At 39.3% G+C, this 4076-nt stretch carries 5 protein-coding genes and 2 pseudogenes; 4 read left to right on the top strand and 3 right to left on the bottom strand.

What is annotated here, in order from left to right; genetic code table 11:
- From CDG79_RS44605 to CDG79_RS39490, 4 genes and pseudogenes are all read left to right on the top strand, one after another.
- A pseudogene (locus tag CDG79_RS44605) lies at positions 1–394 on the top strand (hypothetical protein); the annotation flags it as partial.
- Entirely contained in the window at positions 366–581 is a 216-nt protein-coding gene (locus tag CDG79_RS39495; RefSeq protein ID WP_223278646.1) for a hypothetical protein, read from the top strand. The pseudogene CDG79_RS44605 and the gene CDG79_RS39495, both read left to right, overlap by 29 nt.
- Before the next feature lie 9 nt (positions 582–590).
- On the top strand, positions 591–749 hold the full coding sequence (locus CDG79_RS43210; RefSeq protein WP_189525307.1) for a hypothetical protein: 159 nt from the start codon (positions 591–593) through the stop codon (positions 747–749).
- A gap of 350 nt (positions 750–1099) precedes the next feature.
- Positions 1100–1468, top strand: coding sequence for a hypothetical protein (locus CDG79_RS39490; protein ID WP_094346911.1), 369 nt, complete (start codon positions 1100–1102; stop codon positions 1466–1468).
- Positions 1469–1509: 41 nt separating this feature from the next.
- Here CDG79_RS39490 and CDG79_RS39485 read toward each other — a convergent pair whose 3' ends face one another.
- The 3 genes and pseudogenes from CDG79_RS39485 to CDG79_RS39475 all read right to left on the bottom strand — a co-directional run bounded on the left by CDG79_RS39485 (position 1510) and on the right by CDG79_RS39475 (position 3679).
- Positions 1510–2256 carry a hypothetical protein gene (locus tag CDG79_RS39485; RefSeq protein ID WP_189525306.1) on the bottom strand — a complete coding sequence of 249 codons (747 nt, stop codon included), beginning with the start codon at positions 2254–2256 and terminating at the stop codon, positions 1510–1512.
- 40 nt (positions 2257–2296) lie between these two features.
- Positions 2297–2806: pseudogene (locus CDG79_RS39480) on the bottom strand (transposase); the annotation flags it as partial.
- Positions 2807–2899: 93 nt separating this feature from the next.
- The gene (locus tag CDG79_RS39475; protein ID WP_094346910.1) at positions 2900–3679 is read right to left on the bottom strand and encodes a class I SAM-dependent methyltransferase; all 780 of its coding nucleotides are present in this window, start codon (positions 3677–3679) and stop codon (positions 2900–2902) included.
- Between the last annotated feature and the right edge of the window lie 397 nt (positions 3680–4076).

The raw sequence follows: 4076 nt of genomic DNA, 5'->3' as shown, positions 1-4076 counted from the left end.
ACTACCCTTGGAGGCACAGTTATCAACCGCAGCGCTTGCCTTCAATCAAATTGCGGATATTCTCAAGTCTCGTGCCGAAGTGCTGTTGCAAGATACCCGCGATCGCAATAACCCAAAGGGGCCAATTATTAGCACCGATCTCTTTGCTGGTCTAGTGCGGACAACAATGCACCTAGATTTAGATGATTTGATTGAACCGCAAACACCACAAATCTTTAAACCACACGGACCACACCAATTTTCATATCCTACTGAGTTGGGTGATTCTGTAGCAGCACCTGTTGAAAAAGCGAATGTTTTGGCAATGCTCGATGAGGTGACAACTTTAAAAGATGTCCGCAATTTGGCATCAGATGAAGGAAGATGTGGAAAAATGGCAGAGCGCAATTGCTAACCATCTGATAAATGTCAAAGATGAGATTTCTTTAGTTAAACTGCAACGTGTGTTGCAAATGCCGATGGTAGAAGTATGGTTGGGATTATTGCTGGGTGGGTTTACATTAGAACAGCGCGGTGATTTTTATCACAATCAAAATGTCTGGGTGAAAAGTTCTCCAATCACTAACACCTACCCGATTTGATTTAAAATTTTGAACTTTCAAGCTGCTTTGACACTCAATAAATTCATCACTTCTGCTGCTGACAAACCAGGTTGTACTCTCTCTCAACAGCCACCAGCAGCAAAGCTTGCAAGGATGACAGATCCGGTTTGGCAAAATCCCCAATTCTTGCAACTGCAAAATACTTGAAACCCTTGATTTATCGTTACAATAGTATTAGTAGTTAATAACCCCCAGAGGGTTAGTCTGAGTGCTATTGAGCTAGGGCAAACGCATCTAAATTACTCTTGATCACAACGAAGCTTAAGAACCAACGAAAAAATCAGGATTTCGCGTTTGATTATTTTTAAAGCCCCAAAGCGATCGCCTAAATTCTTCGCAATAAGCAAAGGTTAATGACATTATTTTTAGCTCTATTGAGAATATACTTTACTTATTGACATGATGCGGCCGCCCTAGCTATTGAGCTTACTCGTCGTCAGAAGATTCCTTATCTTCTTCGTCATCCTTGTCAAAATTTGTATTGCTGAGGGGGACTTATGGGTGAATCGAAACGCCGCAAGGCAATATTAGGCAATCAATATGGTTTGCCTAATATTTTCAATGAAGTCCAATCAATGTGGACGCAGATTAATTTCTCGCTCAAGCGAGTCAAAGATTCTGATAATGGATGTTTACTTGTTCAGTGTTCTAACAACGACCGAGGATTCCATCAAGACACTATTGCCCAACTCCAAAAAGAAATAGAAAATTGGAAATGTGATTTGGATATTCCTATCTTGATCCAAGTTCTCCCAAGGGGAATTCAAAATTCAGAAACTAAACTTTTTGATGGGTTCGTTACCATTTGGTGTAATTGTCCTGAATTTGAATTGTGGCGAGAAATATTTGAAACTAAACGAGTTTAGTAAACTTTGTTGCATTAAATTATTGTTTCCTAGCTGCACCATCATTTCTGTTGCCTCCACTCGATTTTGTACTCCCGTTCCACAGTCGCCAGCAATTTTGCCTGCAACGAAGATAAATAAGGTTTAGCTTGTTTCCCCAACCCCTGCAACAGCCAATCCACAGCCTCGTCACGGGTCGCCACTTGATGCAACTGCCGTAACCTCAAACATAACTGCTGCATGAATCTACAATCTTCATCAAATAGTTCCAGTGATTTCAGGTGTTCGATTTTTACGGTATAGTCACCGTCCCATATCTGGAGTGTACAACTGTATTCTCCAACATGGCTGACTACGCCCCAATAACCCGCTTTACCTCTCAAGTCTGGATTATCTTTGGGCAGAAGAACGCATATCTCCCCAATGTGGTAAGGATTGGGTACTTTCGTCCTTTCGCGTATCCTATCCACAACATCTTTCACTATGCGACCAGAGGGAATCTTATTGCCAGCTTGCTCTACTGCCTGCTGCCAGACATCCGCTTGCACAGCCGGTTCCAACTCGGCTTTCGCCAAAAAACGCAATTGTCGTTCGTTGGTCGGCATCGGAATTTGCCGACCAATGGTCGGCAAAAACTTTTGAAGATTTTCATAAACCACAGTAGCCGAAATCTTCAAGTACGCGGCATCACGACTATAATTGAAGCGATCGCGGCAATACTCCTCAAATGTCTGGTGCGTGGAACGGTACAGCCGTCTGTCCCTCAACTCCATCAGCGCCTGACCTGCTGACAAAAATGCACGTTCCACACGGCGCTCTAAATAAAGGCGATCGCTTTGTTCTTCCTCATTGTTGTGGGATAGATAATATCTGTAAAATTAGATAAGCTATTAAACTAACGTAAATTTGTATAGTGATACCATTGACGTTCTTAGTAATTAATTTGTCAAGTTTTAAGTGCATCTTTAAAAACTTCCATAACAATTCAACTCCCCAACGTAATCGATAAATATCCCTAATTTCATCATCACTAACGGCAGCCTCTCCATCAGCAGGTAAATTAGCAACTAAGCGAAAACCGAGTTTCGCCTCTAAATCACAAAAATTAATCACTCTATAGGCTTGAGCATTGAGCATCATCAGATGCACCAACTTTGACTAACCCATTTGAGCCATTAAATTCTAGTTTCCAATTTTTTTTATCCGCAAAACAAAATCTTTGTTTTCTTGTACTAATTCTTGGATAAATTTTAATCCAGCAAACCCCCTATTAATTACCCCAACAGCATTTATTGGGAGACTAGACATTCTTTTAGAAGCAAATTTATAGTCATGGTCATGTCCAAAGTTTATGAAGTTATAGGTTGAAATCCGTAGTTTTTCCGTATCGGGTTTGAGATGAGTTGTAACCCACACTCGATATTGAGTTTTATTTAGAATGAAAGGGCTTATTTAAATTTTTTGAGCAAAGAAAAGAACTGATAAATAGGGTTTAATGACATATCCTCCGTGAGCATTTAATATCTGTATAATAGCATCCGAAAAATCCTGCTTTTCAGTTTCAGTAAATTCTTGATAAGCAGTTTGAGTTTTCAGAAGACCTAGATATCGCTCTGCATCATAATTAATAGACCAAGGATATTGTTTGACCACTAGGTTTTTGAAACAAAAACTATTTAATATCCAGTTTTCTCTTTTTTTTATTAGTGATTCAACTGAGGATGGTTTAGCATTAGATATTGTTGTAGGTACATATTTTTTAAACGTTTCTTTGAGCGCCTGAAATATTGAAGTATCGAGTAAAATAGAGAAATTCCAAAAAAATGCAATATAACCTTTTTCTTTTAAAGCTTGTGCAACTTTTGGATACCCTTTTTCACGATTTACCCAATGAAAGGCTTGGGCAGATATTGCTAAATCAAAGGCCCTTGGGCGTAAGTTCCAATCCTCTAAAGTTACTGTCTCAAATGTCACCTTTGGATATAAACGCATATTTTGAGATGCTATTACAATCAGTCTTTCACCTGGCTCTAAACAGCAGATAGTATAGCCCTTTTCAGCAAATGGAACAGTTCCCTTACCTGTCCCTGTTCCAATATCTAAAATTGAAGCTGAATCTGGAAGATTAGCCATCTCAATTACATCTTCAATCAATTGAGATGGATAACTAGGGCGTGCTGCATCATAGATTTCTGCAACTTCATTAAAGGACTCACTACGTTTTCTGTTCATCACTTATAAATCCACAAACGTATTTTGCTTCCGATCACTTTCGCTCGGATTTTAGAAAATATTAACAGTTTTACCACTAGAGAAAAAGCCTCTGTCTCCAATCCAATTTGACAAGACGCTACCGCTACTATTAATCTGTATCATTGGTAATCATTCAGGTGCAGGGTGCAAGTCTGTACTAAAAATAATTCAGAAACCAACCGAGAAACTTTTACTATGATTTATGACAAAAGCTTTATCCTGGCTTATTAAGGGCAGCACTTTGTTTTGGTAAGGATTCAGGTGGCAGAGTATTGACAAAGGGAACACTTGAGGAGGACTATCATAGATATGAACGAAAACCTGCCTCAAGAATTAGACCGAGAAAGCTTGAACCAGTTATCAAAAGAAGAACTGG

Source organism: Nostoc sp. 'Peltigera membranacea cyanobiont' 232 (assembly GCF_002245985.1).
GTDB lineage: Bacteria > Cyanobacteriota > Cyanobacteriia > Cyanobacteriales > Nostocaceae > Nostoc.
Note: the sequence above shows the minus strand (reverse complement) of the source record. Positions and strands in the feature narration are given on the sequence as shown.

Bases quoted from the DNA above. Each gene is read 5' to 3' on its own strand.
- CDG79_RS39490 (WP_094346911.1), top strand. From the start codon at position 1,100: ATGGGTGAATCGAAACGCCGCAAGGCAATATTAGGCAATCAATATGGT.
- CDG79_RS39475 (WP_094346910.1), bottom strand. From the start codon at position 3,679: ATGAACAGAAAACGTAGTGAGTCCTTTAATGAAGTTGCAGAAATCTAT.